Origin of the sequence: Marinomonas pollencensis (genome assembly GCF_003387375.1) — a bacterium.
GTDB lineage: Bacteria > Pseudomonadota > Gammaproteobacteria > Pseudomonadales > Marinomonadaceae > Marinomonas > Marinomonas pollencensis.
The window spans coordinates 219,129-236,959 of the sequence record NZ_QUNG01000002.1 but is presented as its reverse complement, the minus strand read 5'-3'; the positions used below and the strand labels follow the sequence as shown (position 1 = coordinate 236,959).

The 17,831-nt window shown below is 43.9% G+C and carries 18 protein-coding genes; 8 read left to right on the top strand and 10 right to left on the bottom strand.

Features of this window, described 5'->3' with window-relative positions; translation table 11 throughout:
• Positions 1–42 precede the first annotated feature (42 nt).
• The 5 genes from DFP81_RS04005 to DFP81_RS03985 form a co-directional block, all read right to left on the bottom strand.
• On the bottom strand, positions 43–390 hold the full coding sequence (locus DFP81_RS04005; protein ID WP_115896472.1) for a hypothetical protein: 348 nt from the start codon (positions 388–390) through the stop codon (positions 43–45).
• Positions 391–402: 12 nt separating this feature from the next.
• Positions 403–1,119 carry an HAD family hydrolase gene (locus DFP81_RS04000; protein ID WP_115896471.1) on the bottom strand — a complete coding sequence of 239 codons (717 nt, stop codon included), beginning with the start codon at positions 1,117–1,119 and terminating at the stop codon, positions 403–405.
• A gap of 7 nt (positions 1,120–1,126) precedes the next feature.
• Positions 1,127–2,119 carry a ferrochelatase gene (hemH, locus tag DFP81_RS03995; RefSeq protein WP_115896470.1) on the bottom strand — a complete coding sequence of 331 codons (993 nt, stop codon included), beginning with the start codon at positions 2,117–2,119 and terminating at the stop codon, positions 1,127–1,129.
• A 142-nt stretch (positions 2,120–2,261) separates the two neighbouring features.
• Positions 2,262–3,086, bottom strand: a complete 825-nt coding sequence (locus DFP81_RS03990) for a TSUP family transporter (RefSeq protein WP_115896469.1) — start codon at positions 3,084–3,086, stop codon at positions 2,262–2,264.
• Between the two features lie 82 nt (positions 3,087–3,168).
• Entirely contained in the window at positions 3,169–4,104 is a 936-nt protein-coding gene (locus DFP81_RS03985; protein ID WP_115896468.1) for a chemotaxis protein CheV, read from the bottom strand.
• Positions 4,105–4,218: 114 nt separating this feature from the next.
• Between DFP81_RS03985 and DFP81_RS03980 the strand changes: the two genes are divergently transcribed.
• Complete coding sequence (locus DFP81_RS03980; protein WP_115896467.1) at positions 4,219–5,409, top strand: EAL and HDOD domain-containing protein; 1,191 nt, start codon at positions 4,219–4,221, stop codon at positions 5,407–5,409.
• Positions 5,409–6,179, top strand: coding sequence for a TatD family hydrolase (locus tag DFP81_RS03975; protein ID WP_115896466.1), 771 nt, complete (start codon positions 5,409–5,411; stop codon positions 6,177–6,179). Before DFP81_RS03980 ends, DFP81_RS03975 begins: the two co-directional genes overlap by 1 nt.
• Before the next feature lie 109 nt (positions 6,180–6,288).
• Here DFP81_RS03975 and DFP81_RS03970 read toward each other — a convergent pair whose 3' ends face one another.
• The 3 genes from DFP81_RS03970 to DFP81_RS03960 are packed head-to-tail and all read right to left on the bottom strand — an operon-like array spanning position 6,289 to position 11,825.
• Positions 6,289–8,655 (bottom strand): DNA polymerase II, encoded by a 2,367-nt coding sequence (locus DFP81_RS03970; RefSeq protein ID WP_115896465.1) that lies wholly within the window; start codon positions 8,653–8,655, stop codon positions 6,289–6,291.
• A gap of 30 nt (positions 8,656–8,685) precedes the next feature.
• A complete protein-coding gene (locus tag DFP81_RS03965; protein WP_115896464.1) occupies positions 8,686–11,145 on the bottom strand; it encodes an ABC transporter permease in 2,460 nt (819 codons plus the stop codon).
• A complete protein-coding gene (locus tag DFP81_RS03960; RefSeq protein WP_115896463.1) occupies positions 11,142–11,825 on the bottom strand; it encodes an ABC transporter ATP-binding protein in 684 nt (227 codons plus the stop codon). Before DFP81_RS03960 ends, DFP81_RS03965 begins: the two co-directional genes overlap by 4 nt.
• 28 nt (positions 11,826–11,853) lie before the next feature.
• On the opposite strand from DFP81_RS03960, the gene DFP81_RS03955 reads away from it, so the two are divergent.
• From DFP81_RS03955 to DFP81_RS03945, 3 genes are all read left to right on the top strand, one after another.
• Positions 11,854–12,483 carry an arylesterase gene (locus DFP81_RS03955; RefSeq protein ID WP_245959077.1) on the top strand — a complete coding sequence of 210 codons (630 nt, stop codon included), beginning with the start codon at positions 11,854–11,856 and terminating at the stop codon, positions 12,481–12,483.
• The gene (locus DFP81_RS03950; RefSeq protein ID WP_115896462.1) at positions 12,480–13,418 is read left to right on the top strand and encodes a D-2-hydroxyacid dehydrogenase; all 939 of its coding nucleotides are present in this window, start codon (positions 12,480–12,482) and stop codon (positions 13,416–13,418) included. Before DFP81_RS03955 ends, DFP81_RS03950 begins: the two co-directional genes overlap by 4 nt.
• Before the next feature lie 76 nt (positions 13,419–13,494).
• On the top strand, positions 13,495–14,223 hold the full coding sequence (locus DFP81_RS03945; protein WP_115896461.1) for a pseudouridine synthase: 729 nt from the start codon (positions 13,495–13,497) through the stop codon (positions 14,221–14,223).
• On the opposite strand, the gene DFP81_RS03940 is transcribed toward DFP81_RS03945, so the two are convergent.
• Entirely contained in the window at positions 14,220–14,744 is a 525-nt protein-coding gene (locus tag DFP81_RS03940; protein ID WP_181903037.1) for a GNAT family N-acetyltransferase, read from the bottom strand. The two genes, DFP81_RS03945 and DFP81_RS03940, sit on opposite strands and share 4 nt — an antisense overlap.
• Before the next feature lie 132 nt (positions 14,745–14,876).
• Between DFP81_RS03940 and yciH the strand changes: the two genes are divergently transcribed.
• The 3 genes from yciH to DFP81_RS03925 all read left to right on the top strand — a co-directional run bounded on the left by yciH (position 14,877) and on the right by DFP81_RS03925 (position 16,853).
• Entirely contained in the window at positions 14,877–15,233 is a 357-nt protein-coding gene (yciH, locus tag DFP81_RS03935) for a stress response translation initiation inhibitor YciH (protein ID WP_115896459.1), read from the top strand.
• Positions 15,234–15,423: 190 nt separating this feature from the next.
• Complete coding sequence (locus DFP81_RS03930; protein ID WP_115896458.1) at positions 15,424–16,431, top strand: GGDEF domain-containing protein; 1,008 nt, start codon at positions 15,424–15,426, stop codon at positions 16,429–16,431.
• Positions 16,432–16,448: 17 nt separating this feature from the next.
• On the top strand, positions 16,449–16,853 hold the full coding sequence (locus DFP81_RS03925; RefSeq protein WP_115896457.1) for an acyl-CoA thioesterase: 405 nt from the start codon (positions 16,449–16,451) through the stop codon (positions 16,851–16,853).
• Between the two features lie 40 nt (positions 16,854–16,893).
• Here DFP81_RS03925 and DFP81_RS03920 read toward each other — a convergent pair whose 3' ends face one another.
• Positions 16,894–17,790: an AraC family transcriptional regulator gene (locus tag DFP81_RS03920; protein WP_115896456.1), complete on the bottom strand. Its 897-nt coding sequence runs from the start codon at positions 17,788–17,790 to the stop codon at positions 16,894–16,896.
• Positions 17,791–17,831: the final 41 nt, after the last annotated feature.

The window sequence follows — 17,831 nt, the reverse complement described above, 5'->3', positions numbered from 1 at the left end:
ATGAATAGACTGCCAGTCGTTGTACAATGCCCAGGAGGAATATTATGGATCGGAGGGGGCACGTAATTTTTCAACCCCTTCACGACTTTTATCCGCCACATCAGAACCCAACTGTTTCATTTTATCCCAAACTTCGGAGCCGGTTTCTTTGCTTTTATCCGCAGCGATTGCGCCATACTCCTTGCTTTTATCCAGTGCAATGCTGCCGTATTCCTTACCTTTCTCAACGGCAATACCACCGTATTCGGTGGCCTTTTGTTTGGTTGTTTGCCACATTTGCGATGCTTTTTCCTTCGCCTTATCTAGGTTGTCCTCATCTGTCTGCTCTTGGGCAAAAGCCACAGAAGAGGTGAAGATCAAAGCGGATAATAACCATGGTAAAAAACGCATATGTAATACCTTCTATTTGTGTTGTGACAACCATTCAGGCAGCAATGAAATCGACTCTAAAGTCACCAATTGAGGGTATTTCTCTAATGTCATAGCAGACACTTCTTCATGGGCCCAGGTCGTATGATAAGGCACATGAATCGCCTGCGCACCAATATCAAATACCGGCAACACATCGGATTTCAAGGAGTTACCAACCATTAAAAACTGGTCATGAGAAATCTTATGTTTACTGAGTATGCTGTTATACGCGGCGGGGTTCTTGTCGCTGGTTACTTCAATAATATCGAAATATTTAGCCAATCCAGAACGTGCAACCTTGCTTTCTTGGTCTAACAAATCGCCCTTGGTAATAATCATCAAGGTATGTTCTTTTTGCAATGTTTTCAACACGGATTTGATATTTGGCAGTAACTCAATTGGGGCTGCTAACATACGCCGAGCCAGCTCAATAATACTATGGATTTGCTGCCCAGTAACCCGCCCTTCTGTCAGCTCTATTGCGGTTTCTATCATTGAAAGCGTAAAGCCTTTAATGCCGTAACCAAAGTGCTTTAGGTTTCTAATTTGCACATCGCCTAGATGAGAGCGAATGAATTCCTGATCATGATATTGTGCTAACAATGCCATAAATTCACCCTGCGCAGACATGAAGATGTCTTCATTTCGCCATAATGTATCGTCTGCATCAAAGGCAATCACCGGGAATCGGGGTTGAGATTCTTGCATCACTTAGTTATTTCCACTGTTGGGTATTTTGTTCGATTAACGCGAGATACAAAGCCAGCTGGTCATCACTGTCATTTAGCGCTGGAATGTAATCAAAGGCTAGACCGCCATGCTGTTTAAACTCATCACCTAATTCTAAAGTCACTTCCTCTAGCGTTTCGATGCAATCGATAGAAAAGGCTGGGCTTATCACATTGATGCGCTTAATGCCTTTTTCAGGCATCGCCTTCAAGGTTGCATCCGCATAAGGCGTTAACCACTCTTCTCGACCAAAGCGTGATTGATAAACATGCGTCCATTCATCATCACTTAGACCTAAGGCTTGCGCAACCAGTCGGCTGGTAAGTTCACAGCGCCGAGCGTAAGGGTCTCCATTATTTACATAACGTTTAGGGATGCCATGATAGGACAGCACCAAATGCCGTTGTTCGCCTTGTTTCTCCCACTGAGCCTGCACGGAGTTTGCGAGCGCTTTGATATACAAAGGATGGTCTGCATAATCTTGTATCAAGTGCAAAGCGGGCCAATGAGGGCACTTTTTGAGCGAGCTCATTAAACGGTCATAGCCTGCCGCCGTTGTGGTAGAAGAAAATTGCGGGTACATAGGCACCACAATGATTTTCTCAGCGCCAGCCGAGCGCAGTTTATTGGCCGCGGTTTCCATACTTGGATTACCGTATGTCATCGCCATTTCAACCGGAATGGGTTGCTCTGAGTTTTGCACTAGCGCGTGCTTAACACGCTCTTTCAAGCGCTCCCCTAAAACCAACAAAGGTGAGCCCTCATCCATCCATACCTGCTGATAAACTTTGGCCACCTTGGCTGGACGTATGGTCAAAATAATTAGGTTTAAAATGGGTTTCCAGAGCAATGGGTTCAAGTCCACCACCCGCTTATCGGATAGAAATTCCCGCAAAAATTTACGCACTTGCGGCGTTTCTGGGGCATCTGGTGTACCCAAATTAATCATTAGTACGCCGTATTTTGGTGAGCTATTCATGATAAACCTTTTCTTCATGTTTAGGCGGTTATTATATCGTGAAAACACGCAATAAAAATTGTTATCGCCAGTCAATTTGTAATCGCTGTTATAGATTTTTGCTATCTTGCAGCATGCGAATAAGAACTTGCTCGCCCCTTATTTATAGAGGCATTAGCCATATTCTTGACAGCGCAATCGCGATAAATACTAATAAGGCAATCCTGATTACAGAATGATCTAGAGAATTGCCTTTACCCTGGCAAAGCAAATAAAAAAGCATTTGGCTGATCGCAAGGGTTAGGCAACATAGCCATTGAATTCCGCCAATAAAGCCATCTGCTTGAGGGTAGCTTAATGGCAGCGCAGGGAACGAAAAACCCACCATAGCAGCAATCGACACAAATAAGGCGACCCCCGCTGCCGTAGCATGGCGGTGGGCTTGAATAACAGAGGTTTTAGTTAACACTGTTTCAGCTAACACTTTCCCCACGCCACCAGCCATAATACTGACTACGCCGATCAGCAAGCCAACAGGAATACGTAGAGAGCGGACATTCAGATTCATTAACTGCGCTTTTTTTGAGGTGAGACTGACAGAGCGTCGCTGCATGATAACTTGGTACAGCAGCAAAGCAGCCACTAAACTTAGTGCCAGTTTAAAAAACAGCGGCGACATAAATGAAACCACTTGAGCACCAATCACACCGCCCATGGCGGCACCTGGTGACAAGGCAATAAGCACCGAAGAATCTAAAGTTGCTGCTTTCATATCTTTGATCCATTGCAGCAACAAAATAGGAATAAAAGAGACCACAGACGTCGCGATCAAAGGCAATAAAACCCCTGAATATTCATACCCTAGCGCTGGCAAAAACAACAACACGACACAAACGACAAATAAAGGCGCAACGATTTGAGTGAAGGTATACAAGGCCCCCGCCACGCCACCAGCAACAAACAATAAAATTAACAGCTGCAGTTCCACAAATACGACCTAATCAAACAAACCAACCAGAGCAATAAAAAAACAGGCACTCGGCCTGTCTTTTAACTGCGTATTTAAGACGCTACTCCCGCCCCATCACATCACGAATACGTTCTTGGATCACTTCTGCCAGCCGATCTGGTTGAAACTTAGACAAGAAATCATCGCAGCCTACTTTTTGCACCATGGCTTTGTTAAAGCTGCCACTTAAAGAGGTGTGAAGCACGATATGCAGATCTTTTAGCCTTGGGTCTTCACGGATTTCACGAGTCAGGCGATAGCCGTCCATTTCTGGCATTTCTGCATCAGTAATCAACATCAGCAGTTTTTGCGGCACTATCTCGCCGTTATCTGCCCAGGCTTTCAGTTTTTCTAAGCCTTTCTTACCGTCGGTCGCGGTATGTACCTTGATCCCCATAAAGTCGAGGGTAGATTGACATTGGGCTAAACCAACGGAAGAGTCATCAACCACCAGCACTTCCAAATCGTTTGCTTGGCTTAAGAGTTGCTCATCAATCACGTCCGCACTGACACTGGTATCATAAGGCGAAATCACCGCCAGTACTTTTTCTACATCAATAATTTCTACTAAGCGCTCATTAATACGGGTAATCGCTGTCAGGAAATGCTGTCTGCCGGCACCTTCTGGCGGTGGCAAGATCTCATTCCAATTCATGTTAATAATGCGATCAACGTCACCCACCATGAAGCCTTGCACCGTGTTGTTGTATTCAGTAACAATCAGATTGCAAGGTTGAGTCCGATCAATGGGTCTCATGCCGATCGATTGTGATAAATCAATCACCGGAATGGTACGATTTCTAAAATGAGTCACACCAGATACTGACGGGTGTCTATGGGGCATCAAATTTAGTCTAGGAAGCTGGACAACTTCCTGCACTTTAAACACATTGATGGCAAAGGTTTGCATACCACCTAAACGGAACATGAGCAGTTCTAAACGATTTTCACCGACCAATTTTGTTCTTTGATCTACGGCGTCCAACATGCCGGCCATACGCTACTCCAATAGTTTTCTTATATGGGATCTATTTAATGGCATCCATGATATTGTATTCGGCTATTCGTTACAGTAAATTTTTCTACAAACTGCACTAACAGAGACAATTTAATGATCAGTAACAATTATCTATTTAGCCGCCAAGCTGTCGTTGACAGTAAAATGACGGCCAAAGCGAATAATTTGTTTCATCTCAATAACATGGAGCAAGAAAAAAAGGATTCTTTCTTAAGTTTATTATTTACTGACTTGAGTATTGTTGATGCCATCAAACATCAACCCATTTTTATTGCTGTCTCCATCCATGAGGTAGAACATCTTCCCACGCCCCCCTCTTCAATGCGTTTCGTGTTGTTTTTTGATGCGGCTGAACTAAGACCAGAGCGCGACAATGACCGCCTCTCAGAGCTGCGCCTTGATGGTTATCAGTTAGGGTTAACCAACTTCTCATTGAAGTTTTTCGGAACGCCTTTTTTTGATTACTTCTCTTTTGTAGAACTCAGCTTAAATAAGTTCGACATGAGCCAAGTATTGAATGTAGACCGTCATCAAGGACTTGCCCATAAAGAAGTGTGGGTTAGTCATATTCAGTCACAAGAGCAACATCAAGAAATCGATGCCAAAACGCATGCAAGCTGGTTTAGTGGTGATTTTTTATCGGCAAGCGTCCCTGTTAAAGGCAATAACGTTCCTGGTTATCGCTTAATATTAATCGATCTTCTTAAGCGACTCCAAGATGGGCGTTCTTCTATTCGTGATATTTCAGCGACCATAGAGAAAGACGTCACCTTAGCCTATCGCGTTTTAAAACTGACGAAAAGTGTCATGTATCACCGTCAGTTTAATGTCCACAATGTTCAACGAGCGATTGAAATTATTGGCATTAAAGATCTGATCAAATGGGTAACACTGGCTATGTTCAGTAGCATTGACGGTAAGCCGGACTGTTTGTTTTCCATGGCGGTAAATCGAGCGGCTTTCTGCAACGGCATTGCTAAGGCCATGTACCCTAAGTTAGAAGGGGCATTTCTAGTTGGCTTATTTTCTTATTTGCCGAGCTTTTTTGACGCTTCAATGGATGAGATCCTGCACGATTTACCTTTGGATGAAAGCTTGGTTAGCGCATTAAAGTATCACCAAGGCCACTTAGGCAGCGTTTTGTCAGTGGCTAAACATTACGAAGCAGGACATTGGGAAAAAATCCCGTTTGATGAATTAGCCGAACAGGACTTATCCAGTAACCAACTTCGACAAATTTACATAGACAGCCTTAAAGCGGCGAAAGAGATTTACCAAATATAATGATTGATATTGGCGTTAATATTCAACACGAGACGTTTCTGAAAGATCTCACCGACACCATAGCACAAAGCCAAGCCGCGGGCGTTGAAGCAATGATATGCATTGCTTCTGATTTAGAAGAAAGTGCTTTTTTACAAAACTTGTGTAAAACGCAGCCCAGCTTGTGGCCCACTCTAGGCTGTCATCCCCATCAAGCTAGTAGCTGGAACACAAACAGCCTAGATGAAATAGAGCAGATGATAAGCACCCGTCGCCCCGTCGCGATAGGAGAAACTGGGCTGGATTTTAATCGCAACTATTCTACGCCAGATGAACAACGCTATGCCTTTAGGGAACAGATAGAACTGTCTTTGCGCCATAATTTGCCGCTTTATTTACATGAACGCGATGCTCATGAGGAAATGATAGACACACTAAAATCCATTGCGGGCCAACAAATAAAGGGAGTGATTCATTGCTTTACAGGGGACCAACAGCAGCTAGAAAACTATTTAGCGCTAGGCTTACATATTGGTGTGACCGGTTGGGTATGTGACGAACGCAGAGGCCAAGCATTACAACAAGCCGTGCCAGACATTCCTCTTGATCGTTTGCTATTGGAAACCGATGCGCCTTATTTGCTGCCCAGAACCATTCGACCTAGGCCGAAAAAAAACCACCCGAAATATTTACCCTGGGTGGCTGAAGAAGTTGCAAAACTAAAAGGTATTTCAACTCAAGCGCTTATCAAACAGACAGACATCAACACCCATAACTTGTTTACTCGCTAACCTAAGCGGGCGCTGAGGACGTATTTACAGCAAAAGCCCAATACTGTACAAATATACAGCAGTGAGCTTTTGCTAAAAATAGGTTTTTTGCGACATTCACCTTGCTACATTAAATCAATGATATCTGCTTGCTTAAAATGGCTTCCATACTCGACTTATAGTGACCAAGAATACTGTCAGCTATAGGCTCTATCTGCTTGCTAATATAGTGTTCGTAATCTAAATCCACCAAGTCAGCAGCACTTTCATAAGGCACCACACCACGTCGTTGATAGAGATAACTAACGCGCTTTCTACCTTTGTCGTATTCTAATGGTTGGCCCAGCTCAGCCCGCTTAGCATCGATCATGGCCGCCGCTCGAACATGTGGTGGGATATTTTTCTTATAGGAAGACAGCGGACGACTTAGCTGTTTGCTGTAAACCAGCATGTCATCAAATTCACCGGCCTGTAGTCGATTTACTGTGTCTTGGATGTATTCTATTGGATCTTCATCGTTAAAGATTTTTTTGAACAGCTCACGTTGAAATTCCCGCGCCAGTTTTGTCCAGTCAGTACGCGCTGCTTCAAGCCCTTTAAAGACCAGCTCACCATTAGACAATCCCGCATAACGCTTTTTACTGCCCTCTTCTTGGCCACGAATAGTTGGCATAAAAAAACGCTGGTAAACACGTTCAAATTCAAGCTCTAAATAAGAATCCAGATGAGCGTATTCTTGACACCATTGAGTAAGAAAAGCATTCATATCATCGCAAAGACGTTGCCCCAAAACTTTCGGGTCTGTTTCTTTGTCATCAAGGGTGATGAAAATCGAATCTGTGTCACCATAAATTACCTTAGCACCACGTTCTTCCATCCATTGTTGGGTACGCCCTAAAAGCTCATGACCACGCATGGTAATCGAACTGGCCAGCTCTGCATGGTAAAAGCGACAAACATTAGACCCTAGTACGCCGTAAAAGGAGTTCATAATAATTTTAATCGCATAGCTTAAAATGTCGTTGCCTTCTTGCTTGGCCTTTTCTCTGGCTTGAGCAAGCTCAGTCACTAACTCAGGGAGTATCGCTTCTTTACGGTCAAAGTGTGCGCCAAGGTAACCTGGTACTAACGAGGTCGTGTTTTCAGCTGTTTCTGGCAACTCTTGATTGGCTTGCGTTTGCTTCTGCTGTCCCGCGGTAATACGAGCCAAGGGATCAATGTAAAAGGTACGAATGATACTGGGGTACAGACTCTTAAAATCAAACACCAAGACATTCTTATACAAACCAGGAATGGACGACATAACAAAGCCCCCAGGGCTGGGAACAAAAACGTCATCGCGCCATGCTGGCGCTACCCAGCCTGCTTTGTGAAGCCGAGGCAGGTATAAGTTTTCAAACGCTGCCACCGAACCACCGGTTTGCTCAAAGGGAATCCCTGTTAGGTCAACGCGGGTTTGCTGTAATTCAATTAATTTTAATTTCTCGAAAATCTTTAAAACCAAATCACAGTCTTGCAAGTTGTAATCGACGAAAGCTTGCAGGTCTTCCCTGTGCAAACGCTCAATTTCCTGCCAGCGGTCGCCCCCATGCAGTAATTTCTGATCTTGCAAGATCTCTTTACTGACATTGTTTAAGCTGTAAGACTCAAAATGATAGCCGCCAACTTTAAGTAAAGTAATGCCATCTAGCGCGATACGACCTGGAATGCTAGCAAAGTACTTTCCCTGGTTATCCGATGATTGGATGCGCCACGTTTCGCCATTGACCCCAAAGGCGGGACGTATTCCTAAGCGCTCACATCGCTGGTTAATAAAATTAAGATCAAAACCAATCAAATTCCAACCAATAAAAATATCTGGCGAATATTTTTTAACGTAACGAATGAAATCCAACAGCAGATCTTTTTCACTCTGGTAACTTTTAATGATATCAGTGTTAACCGCTTGATCCGTCACCACGAATGCAATGCGCTGCTGGTTGGAGGTAATGCCAATGGAGAGTAAGCAGTTATTGCTCACTGAGGTCTCAATATCCAATGACCACACATTCCAATCAGGACGCCAATTGCCGGGGATTACTTTGGCCTTGGTGTAGCGCAAACCACTACTATCAGGGATACCAATAAAGCGCACGCTGCCACGTATGTTGCGCTCCATGAGGTAGCGGTTATGGGCTTTAATGTCCTCTTCATAAACAGAAAAGCCGCTTTTTTTCGCCAATGCGACCATTTGCTGGTGCAAAACCAGACTTTTACTTTGTATTAAGGTGACATATTGATCGTTAAAAGCCCGAAAATTCGGCTCACTTACACGAACACCAGCTAGGCTGTCAGGAAAACAGTGACGTGGCGCATCACTGAAAAAGGTACTAAATTGGCGGTCAGGTAACACCTGTACCGTACCTTCTGGTGTTTTGACGAACAGGCTCATTTCAAGCTGTCCATTCACTTCTTTGGTATGGCGACTAATGATATAGCCATTTTTTTCTACAAACATCGATAAACCAAATTGTCTTATTAAAACTCGTTAAAATTCACGCAACAGATGCATAGGCGGCACTTTTAACACAGTTCGACTTGCGAAGACACCAATGCTGGTAATCAATACCACACCAATAACCGGCCCAAGCCCCCAAAGTAGAGGGTGCCAACTGGCGGCGGACTTAAACACAAAGGTTTGCACCGCATACAATGACGCCTCTGCCCCGAGCGCAGCAATGAGACCAGAAAACAATCCCAGAAAGCCAAATTCAACGATTAGGGCCTGTCTTACCAAACTGGCTTTGGCTCCCAATACTCGCAATAAAGCACCTTCTTCGCGGCGCTCTTCTAGTGTCGATCCAATGCTGGCGACCAGCACTAACGCACCAGCGGCCAAAATGCACAGTAAGACCAACTGTATGGCTTGCGACAGTTGCGCAATAATGTTTTGAATCTGCTTAAGCAAATCGCCGACATTTAAAATAGACACGGTTGGATAGCGTGACATGGCGTGGTAAAAATCTTGCGCTTGATCCGCTTTTACAAAAAAGCTGCTGACAAAATTGGCAGGATAATCCGCTAGGGTTTGTTTTGGCACAATGACATAGAAATTAGGCCGCATACTGCTCCAATCCACACTGCGGATCGAAGTCACAGGTAAGGTGTAATGGATACCACCAATACTGATCGTCAGTTTATCCCCTAAAGTAATGCCAGCTTCCTCTGCGGTTTTTTGCTCTAAAGAAATGCCTTCGGCGTGAAAGTCCCCTGCTACCACTTGATTGCCATCGCCGACTTCATTAGCCCAGGTTAAGTTCATTTCACGCTCGAACAGTTCTGGCTCTGGTGTACCCTCTGGGTACAAGTCTTCCACCAGATCCTCATTCACTTGTGTAATGCGACCACGCACCATAGGAAACCAGCTTGAAGAAGTAAGGTCCAGCTGCTGGCTAATGCTGTTGATGCCCTCAACTTGATTGGCTTGCACATTAAATAAATAGTGATTGGGTGCATCCTCAGGAAGCTGAGCTTGCCAATCAGAAACTAAGCTGGTTTTAATGCCCACTAAGATAAGGCCCAACATAATAATGAGAGTAAACACCAATAATTGAAATAAGTTTGGGGTTAGGCGTCGATACAAAGAAGCCAAGCCAATTTGCCAGCCGCTAGTCGCACCTGATGTTGCTAATCGCCCTAACTTAAACATTACCCAGCCAAGCACAGAAACCACCAAACCGACTCCAGCAATCGCCAGAGTCATAATAGTGGGGAGAATAAAGCCTTGTGTATAAAGACACATCAAACCGTATAAACCCACAAAACCGATGGCATAAATAGCTAAGGCGTTTTTCTCAATTCTTGCAGACGGCTGTAGCACAGACAAAGGTGAGATCTGAATCAGACGAATAATCAAGGGTAAGCAAAAAGCAAGCAGTGAAATAAAACCAGTCGCTATTCCAAGCCACAGTTTACCTATTGAAGGCTCTGGTAACGCTGTGGTCATTAAACTGGAGAGCAAAGAGGCAATCCCGGCTTGAATAAACCAACCACTGATTAAACCACCACCAGCACCGATCAAAAACAGCATAAAGAGCTGCAATGAAAAAAGTTTGCTCAGAATACGTGGCGTAGCACCGAGGGTTTTCAGAACAGCTACCTGCATAAGGTGGCGTTTAACAAAGCGTGCCGACGCCAATGCCATAGCAACACCAGACAGCACCACCGCTAAGGTGCCTGATAAGAGAAGAAACGACTCCGCTTTATTAATGGTTTGGCCTATGCTTTGGCCCTTTTGTTTCGGTGTTTGCCAGCGTTGGCCGTCTTTCAACTGTGGTTTAATCCAAGACTCGTATTGGCCTAATGTGTTTCGTTCACCCGCCAGCAACAAGGAATAACGTACACGGCTACCGGGAATAATTACATGGGTCGCGGCCAAATCCGCGGCATTCATCACCGCTCTTGGTGACACCGCAAAGGCAGAGGTACTTGAACCTGGGTCGATTACCAGATACCGGGCAATCTGTAAGACTTTATCGCCGACTTCAACGCTCTGGCCTATTTTCACATCAAGCAAACTGGCTAACCGTGAAGACAGCCATATTTCGCCTTCCGCTGGCCCTTGTTTGGCTGGCCCACCTTGCGCAAATAACTGATCATCCACTAAGAATTCGCCTCTAAGTGGATAAGCTTCAGTAACCGCACTGATCTGTGACAACTGCAATTTATCATTGGCAAAAATCATAGTCGCAAAGGAAGTGCGCTGAGCGTGCTCAAGACCTAATGTCTGTGCATGTTGCTGCCAGTTTTCCGGAAACGGCTCATCGGAGCGAACGACACGATCGGCGGCCAGCAAGTTAGCTGATTCTTGTTCAAAAGAAAGCTGTAAGCGGTCAACAAACAAACTAATCGAAGTCACTGTGCCCACTGAAATGATCAGCGCAATGATTAACGTAATGACTTCACTACTTCGCATTTCCTTAAGAATAAAGCGCAGAGCAAAACTCATAGATTGCCTTCCTTTAACTGGCCTGCTGACATGATTAACTGACGATCACACATGCTTGCCAAGGCGTTATCATGGGTAACCATGATCAGCGTTGTTCCTTGGGAGCGGTTTAAATCAAACAATAACTGAATCACGGTTTTGCCATTTTCTTCGTCAAGATTTCCGGTTGGCTCATCAGCAAATAATATTTTGGGCTCAGAGGCAAACGCTCGAGCAATGGCGACCCTTTGCTGCTCTCCGCCCGATAACTGGCGTGGATAATGGGTTAAACGATGAGAAAGACCAACTTGTTCAAGTAAATGCTCGGCTTTCTGACGGGCTTGTTTATCCCCTTTTAGCTCAGAAGGCAGCATCACATTTTCAATGGCTTCTAAGCTGGGTAATAAATGAAAAGACTGGAAAATAAAACCAACGTATTGACCCCGTAACAAGGCGCGTTTTTCTTCACTTAACGAGGTTAATGAATGGTTATATAGGGTGATTTCGCCAGATGTGTTGCGGTCTAATCCCGCAAGCAATCCTAATAAGGTGGATTTACCAGACCCTGATGCACCGACAATAGCAACCGACTCTCCCTCCTTGATTTCTATATCGATTCCTTTCAATATGGTTAAATCTCCGGTTTTAGACGTTACCGTATGTGTTAAATTATGTGTTTGCAGTGCGGTAATTTTATCCATAAAACAGTATTCTCACTTAAGGTTTTTTATGCCATTTAAAATACGGCTTTTGATCAATTCAATCGTCTTAATGTTATCACTGGGTATCGCCCACGCCTCTTCATTACTGGTCATGGGCGACAGCCTAAGTGCCGCTCACAATTTACGACAACAAGATGGCTGGGTTAGTTTATTAAAAACGTCACTTGCACATTCTTACCCTAATTTGATCATCAATAATGCCAGCGTGAGTGGCGAAACAAGCCAAGGAGGTTTGGCTCGTTTTCCAGCCTTGCTAAAAGAGTATTCACCGAACTGGGTGATTCTAGAGCTGGGCGCAAATGACGCTTTGCGTGGCTACCCTCTAGACCAAACTCAAGCAAACCTAGGGGCTATGATTGAGCAAGCTCATAATGCCAACGCAGAAGTGCTATTGCTGGGTAACCGTATTCCTCAAAACTATGGCAAACGTTATACCGAGATGTTTTTTGGTCTATATAAAACGCTGGCCGATCAATACAACCTTGCGTACCTTCCATTCATGCTCAAAGATGTCGCCACCGATAAAGCCTTAATGCAACAAGACGGACTTCACCCTACGGCAGAAGGCCAAAAACAAGTATTAAAGAATATTCAACCCTACATTATTCCCTTATTAGATAAAGAGAAAAAACAATGAAAGCCGTATTTCTAGACCGTGGCTCTTTTCCTAAAAGCGTCATTATTGATTACCCCGATTGCGTTACTCAAATCGTGGAGTTTGACAACACTCAGCCGCAAGATGTGATACCTAGAATCCACGACGCGGACATAGTACTAAGCAACAAGGTGGTATTGGACAGAGCAGCCATTGAGTCCGCTAAACAACTAAAGTTGGTGCAAGTCATGGCAACGGGCACCAACAACCTAGATAAGCTGGCCTGCGAAGAAAACTCCGTGCGCGTACAGAATGTTGACGGCTATTCAGCCATTAGCGTTCCGGAGCATACTTTTTCATTGCTACTCGCACTGCGCCGTAACCTAACGTCATACCTTGAAGATGTTAAGCAAGGACGTTGGGCTGAGGCTGAGTTTTTTTGCTTTCTCGATTACCCTATACAAGATTTAGCGAACAGCACTATGGCCATTATCGGCCAGGGTAACTTAGGGGCAAAAGTGGCGCAGATTGCCAAGGCTTTTTCTATGGAAGTGATTTTTGTTGAACACAAAAACGCCAGCCAAATACGCCCAGGTTATACACCATTTGAACAAGCGCTAGAGATGGCAGACGTGGTCAGCTTACATTGCCCACTAACAGAAAATACCGCCAATTTACTGTCTTATGATGAATTTGAACGAATGAAACCGAGCGCGGTATTACTAAATACCAGCCGTGGAGGCTTGGTGGACGAAGACGCCTTGGTTGATGCATTAACTTCCCATAAAATTGCCGCCGCCGGTTTTGATGTTGCCAGCCAAGAACCAATGCCTGCTGATCACCCATTACAAGCGCTAACCCAATTGCCTAATTTTTTATTAACGCCTCATATCGCTTGGGCAAGCAATGAAGCGATGCAATCTTTGGTCAATATTGGCATGGCCAAAATCCAACAATTTTCAGAACAGCAACAATGAGCCGGTTAATTTTGTTCTGCCCATGGCTGACCCCTGCGCCGATGTCCATCACTCACCCTTTGTCCGATGTATTTTAATGAACCTAGAAATTTTGTATCAAGACCAATACTTGGTAGCGGTAAATAAGCCTTCAGGCTTACTGGTTCACCGTACTGAGTTAGATAAAACCGAAGAAGACGCTGTGGTGCAACGCTTAAGAGATCAAACTGGGCAATGGGTTTTTCCTGTGCATCGGCTTGATCGTGGCACCTCTGGGGTCCTGCTAATGGCTTTTTCACCGCAAACTGCTCGCGCCTTGGCGGAACAATTTGCCAATGCCAGCACTGCGAAAACCTACCATTGCTTAGTTCGTGGTTTTTGCCAAGATAATGGGGTAATTGATTACCCTTTAGCCAAGCTTAATGAACAGAAAGGCATGTCACGCTTTAAAATCGAAGGCACAGAAAAAGAAGCACAAACTGAATTTGCTTGTTTGCAACACTACCAGCTACCTGAGCCAGTCAGTCGTTATGACTCGATGCGGTTAAGCTGGGTAGAAGTCACACCAAAGCAAGGTCGTAAGCACCAAATTAGACGCCACTTTAAACACCTATTTCACCCTTTAGTAGGAGACACTTGTTATGGCTGCCGGCATATTAATAAAGTGGTTCGCCGCCTTTGGCCCAACCAACAAAGACTGATGCTTCACGCCTCTTCACTGACTTTTGTTCACCCTGAGAAACAAACAGAAATGACCCTAAAAGCGCCTTTTGATGACGCCTTGAAAGCAGTATTGGAACAACTGGAACAATACAAGCTAAATTAGTCTAGCAATACGGGATTGACCCACTTAAAGCTTAGCCTGTCCTGAATGCCTGTCGATAAATTTATCGAATGGGCATCTGTGTCAATATGGGCAAAACCACAAGACACCAACAAGCGGATCGAGGCTTTATTGCCCTCACCAACATAAGCGTATACCGAGTTTACGCCATAGCATGAAATAATAGCTAATAAGCGCCGTAGTACGTAACGCCCAACGCCTTTTTGGGTGTATTTTTTCTCTATTCGATAACTGATTTCCACGGATTTTTCTGCATCGTTTAAACGCTGCACACAAAACCGCCCGATGATTTTCTCTGACCGATAGTAGACAAGATATTGCAGTGATTGATGGGTATCAGACAACTGCTTCTGGAAGTAGTTTTTATCTTGTTTAAGCAGTGTTTTACGCGGTAAGAATTCAGCAAACCACTGTTGATTTTGAGCTTCAAACTGAAGAATATCATTGATATGCGCAAGGGTTGCTCGCTGCATGATCAAACAATTACCTATATCGCTTTTCATAATGGCACGCATGCTGACACTTGATTAATTTAGTTTAGGCTATTTGCTTCAAATATGTTGATTTCTAGTATGATCTATATTTTTATAAATGGTAAAATAATCTCAGATTAAGACGGATTAAGTGAAGCCTGAATGAAAAAACACAACCTAGTATATTCCACCGATCAAGGTCGTTTATGTCCGCAGTGCGAAGCGCCAGTAGACAATTGCTGTTGCCAGGATAATGCCATTGTTGGCGATGGTAATGTCAAAATCTCCCTCGATACAAAAGGTCGAAAAGGCAAAGGGGTCAGTCTCATTTCAGGGCTTGCCATGACACCAGATGAATTAAAAAAACTCGGTAAAAAACTGAAAGCTCAATGTGGTACTGGTGGTGCGGTCAAAGATGGTCAAATCGAGATTCAAGGTGATCATCGTCTAAAACTCAAAACACTGTTAGAGAAAGACGGCATTAAAAGTAAGTTTGCTGGTGGACAGCCGCCACAATGATAAAAGCTTGTAAAGAAATGCTACAAGCTGCCGATACACTAGCGTGTCAATCATACGGTTATTGCTTTCCCCTGAGCAAATAACACATACGCTTTTCAATAGCAGCGTGAACAATTGCTTGTATCACGCCCATATTCTTACCATTTGAGAATGGATTTTGAGGTAAGTTGTTCTCTGTATAGAGGTAGTAATGCAGAACGAAAGCCCTACAAAAGCCACTGAGCTAATGCAAAAAGCAGTCCCCATGATGCTAAAGCTTGATGTTGCCCCAACACCTTATAACTATGGAATATGGTATGAGTATGTTTCTAATAGAAACCAAAAACTCAATCAAATTATGGATGGAACGTTACGTAAGCTAGGCCACTTACCCGGCTTTCTTGCACGTGAGCTGTTCCATGAATTTCTGTTGCCTGAAGAGTTTCAACAAGGCAATGGGCAAAAAGAAAAATTAGCCAACATTGTCGATCAAGCGGCCACCTCGTCGAAAGCAATGGGCAAAGGCTTAGACGAGCTTAATCTTGTCCTCACCAAAAGCCGTAAAATCCTCAATCGCGCCGATAAAGCAGAACACATAGACAATGTGATCAATTATCTGGAAAAAGGCGCATTGGCTGCCACCCACAAAGCCAACCAGTTTAATCAATCCCTTGACCAGGTTCATTCAGAGCTCGCTAAATTAAAAGCTGAGCTGGATGATATGAAAAAACAAAATGATGTGGATGAGTTGACTCAACTGGTCAATCAAAAAGGCTTTGAACGACGTCTGTACGAATGGTTACCACAGGCAGAAGATGACATTAGCATTATTTTACTCGACATAGACAACCTTGCCACCATCAACAAACAATTTGGTAAGCGCGCCGGTACTGCGTTGATCCGCTATATAGCCGAAATCATAAAGTCACTGGCTGTTGAGAAAAGCGTACTCGCCCGATTTGAAGGCGGTACCTACGGGATATTGCTCAATGAAGCCACTCTCGATTTCACACATCGTTTGGCGGAGCTATTAAGGCTGCAAATTTCTGAGCAAAAAATTCGTTACAAACAAAGTAAAGTACACATGCCGCAAGTCACTGTCTCTATCGGCATCGCCACCCTTTTAGGTCAAGAAGGACCTGAAGACTTCTTAAAAAGAGCACGAAAAAACCTACTGCGAGCTAAGCAGTCAGGCAAAAACTGCACATCCGACCGATAAAATATTTAGGATAATTTATGTCTACCAGCCTCACCGCCCCCCATTCTATTGCTTTTAGCGTGAGAGATTATGAGTGTGATTTACAAGGCATCGTTAATAACTCTGTGTATCAGAATTATTTGGAGCATGCTCGTCATACATTTATTAAGTCCAAGGGATTAGACTTTGCTGAAATCACCAAAAAAGGCATTCATCTGGTCTTAATGAAGGCCGAACTAGATTATAAGCGATCACTAAAAAGTGGTGACGACTTCTACGTGGAAACATTGGTAGAAAGAACCTCTCGCTTTAAGTTTGTCTTCAATCAAACCATTATCGATGCGCAAGGCTATAAGTATTTATCAGCAAAAATGACCATTGCGTCCATCACAGAAGATGGCAAACCCATTGTCTTTGAAGAAGCAACGGTACTGCTTTCCTAAAAATTAGCGCAATAAGGCTAAGCTAAATAAAAGCTTAGCCTTAACTTGCTTCTGTCTGAGAAGGCGGGAAGCCAAAAAAGCGCTTATATTCTCGGCTGAATTGAGAAAAGCTGTTATAACCCACTTGATAACTGGCTTCATTCGCCTGTATACCCTGAATTAACAGTGCTTGTGCTTTTTGCAGCTTAATGGATTTAATATACTGCATTGGCGATACGTGCATCAGCTTTTTAAAGGCATTAAAAAAAGACGTTTTACTCATGTTGGCAATCGAAGCCAACTCATCGACTTTAATCACCTTGTTTATATTACTGTGAATATGATTCACCGCTTTTGAGACTGGCTGTATATTACCATATTGATGCAGCAGCTTACGCAAAGCATAGCCATGCTCTCCAGTGAGCAAGCGATAGTAAATTTCGTCAATTACCGCCTCCCCTAATATAGCGGATTCTAAAGGATCAGAGGCGATACGCAGTAAACGTGAAAACAACTCAATCAAATTATCATTGGCTTGACCAACCACGATACAAGAAGAAGGCTCTGGCAAACTTTTTAGCGCGTCTTTTTCCTGTTGCTCGATGCGCATTACCATATCTGCCAATTTAATCAGGTTAATGCTCATCACAGCAGACTGAAACGGCTCATCGAGGGACGCGGCAATAACTTCGGCATATACTGGTATCGGCAAGAAATTAATGAAAAAATCCCCTCCCTGATAAGTAAAAGATGCCTCACCTACTCGACATATTTTAGCGCCTTGCCCCATCATACAAATAATAGGGTCGTACAAAAACGGCGTCATCACTTGCGCCTTGTGCCATTGCACAACACCAACACCTTCTATCAAGAGTGGTGTGAAACCTTCTTGCTTAACATTTTGCTTAATCAACCGATTAAACGCGTTCATTTCTTCTGAACGTACTGCTTTTGTCATAATTTACGTGTTACCAATGCCGGCTAAAAGGCGAAAACGAA